Below are 2,403 nucleotides of genomic sequence, written 5' to 3'. Positions count from 1 at the left end.
GCCGCGAGTTCTTCCACTCGGGCGCCGATCACACCGGCCACTGCGCTATTCCGGGTGCCAGTACTGCCATGAACCCGCCCTGTTCGCGTCCCATCCGCGCCGGGCTCGGTGCTTTCTGGGCCCTGCTCGCGTTCCGACGCGACTCAGGTTATGGCGTCCGCTACCGCGGCGGCAAGCAGAGCTACGACGGGTGTCGTAATGACGTCGATGCCCTTGTTTCCGTCGGTTATCCGGCGTACACCGGGGTTTGCACCATCGTGGGACGGAAACCGAACCTAGGCGTATATGCGGTAGGACCGCCCATACCGCGCATCGCGTTGGGTAGCATCGGCATCCCGTTGAGCATGCCTCCCGGCTCGCCCGATATCGCCGGCGTCGCGCTGGGGCTGGCGGCCGGCAACGCCGAGCCAACCTGGCTGAATGCCGGGGCGGCCGAGGCCCAGCTCTGTGGCACCGAGAGCGTGCCGAGAGAGGCCGCATGCCCCGCAGCCGCGGTCACCTGGGCGCTGCCCATACCAAGTCCGCCGAACCCGCCGGTCCACGAACCGAAACCGTTGTTCAGTGTCAACCCCAACATCCGGATTTGGTTGGCCAAGACAGCGCTCCTCGGGCCAAGGGATCCACCGAGCGAACCCGCCGAGCTGATCGCCGAGAAACCCAATGTCGACATCGACGCAGCCGAGCTGGTCCCCGAGACCAGGCTGATACCCGAGGTGAGTGCCGTGGACGACGATGTCAGGGTCGTCACCAGCGTCAGGGGCGAAGCTGACGACGAGGATGACATCGAGGAAGCGATGGAGGCGAGTTCCGCCAGCGCGTCAGGCGCAAAACCGCTCAGGGGTGCAGACAGTGCGAAACTCAGCGGGTTGGACATCGCCGTGGTAAACGGTGCCACCGTCTGTGCACCCGTACCAGCAGAGGTGCTGATCGCTTGGGCGACCGCCTCGGATTGCGCAGTCAACCCGGCCGGGCTGGTGGTCGGCGCCGGCACGGTAAACGGGCTCAGCACCGATGCAGCCTGCGCCGCGGCCTGATAGCCGTACATCGCCGCGGCGTCTTGGGCCCACATCTCCACGTACTCAGCCTCGGTGGCCATAATCGCCGGTGTGTTCTGACCGAAGAAGTTCGTCGCGATCAAGGCGATCAACAACGCCCGATTCGCCGCAATCACCGGCGGGGGCACCGTCATCAGGAACGCTGCCTCGTAGGCGGCGACGGCCGCCTTGGCCTGCGCGCCGGTCTCCTCAGCCAGTGCGGCAGTGGCGGTCATCCACGACACATAGGTCGCGGCAGCGGCCGCCATCGAGGCCGATGACGGACCCAACCACACACCGGCCAGGTCCGAAATCACCGTGCCGTAGGACGACGCCGTCAAGTACAACTCCGCGGCCAGACCATCCCAAGCCACTGCGGCGCTCAGCATCGGTCCCGCTCCTGGTCCCGTATACATCAACCCGGAGTTGATCTCCGGTGGTAACGCCGCGAAATCGAGCATCCTCAGGCGCCGAAACTCAGCCGGCCGCGATCGGGTTTGCGGCGTCGGTGGCCGCATACGATCCGGCGCTGGTCCCCACGAACATCTCGTGGATCGCAGCCGCGTGGGCACCGACGGCCTGATACATCTGGGCGCTCGTCGACGGACCGATCCCTCGCGAAGTGCTGGCCGCCGCGGTCAGCCCTTGTGGGCGTATGGACACGAACGGCATGCGCTCCTCCTCACGGACATGGCACCGAACGTCCCGACCGCAGCGATCATGGCTGACACGTACAAACGGATAATTTAGCTTTTGGCCAGTGTACATACTTTTTGCACGATTGACACTGCCGGACAAACTTGGAGTATCGCAGTCATTGTGCCGCTAGGCGCCACCACCGTGTCGACCAACCAGATCCTCGACACCAAGCGTCGGCGTGCACGGTCGGGCGGCAGTCTGTTCTCTCGCGTCGGTGCGGGTCTACGCATGCTTTCCTCGCATGACATGACTTAGAGTCTGGCAAAAGCTTTACATGATGACAACTAGTATGTATCCTGCGATTCAGGTGCATTGTCGGTATACATGCGGGTCGTTACTGAAGGTGCAGCCGGCCGGAGCCGCGGCCACGCCTCTGGGTTGACCTACTTCCACTAGGAGCAACATGGGACCTGGGCAGACGGCGGTTAACACGCCTCTGGATCAACGGTCGTCAGGGCCGGTGTGCGGTGGATGGCTAACCGCCACAACAGATTTTCTCGGTGCCGAACCAACCCCATCGAGGTTTCCGGCCGATCGACAGGGCGACCAAGACGTGGTCGGGTCGCATCTTGAAACAACGTTTTTCTCATTCAGGCTGCGGCTCGCGCAGTACTTCACCTAGAGATTGGCAGCCGAAACATGACCACCACCGTTTCATCCTCAAACTCAA

Annotated in this window: 2 protein-coding genes; both read right to left on the bottom strand. The window is 63.5% G+C overall.

Annotated elements, in window-relative coordinates; translation table 11 throughout:
- Window positions 1-226: 226 nt before the first annotated feature.
- Window positions 227-1,495, bottom strand: a complete 1,269-nt coding sequence (locus VML93_RS13240) for a PPE family protein (protein WP_325611216.1) — start codon at window positions 1,493-1,495, stop codon at window positions 227-229.
- 16 nt (window positions 1,496-1,511) lie between these two features.
- A complete protein-coding gene (locus VML93_RS13235; protein ID WP_325611215.1) occupies window positions 1,512-1,706 on the bottom strand; it encodes a PE domain-containing protein in 195 nt (64 codons plus the stop codon).
- Window positions 1,707-2,403: the final 697 nt, after the last annotated feature.

Origin of the sequence: Mycobacterium sp., assembly GCF_035499775.1 — a bacterium.
Taxonomy (GTDB): Bacteria; Actinomycetota; Actinomycetes; order Mycobacteriales; family Mycobacteriaceae; genus Mycobacterium.
Note: the sequence above shows the minus strand (reverse complement) of the source record. Positions and strands in the feature narration are given on the sequence as shown.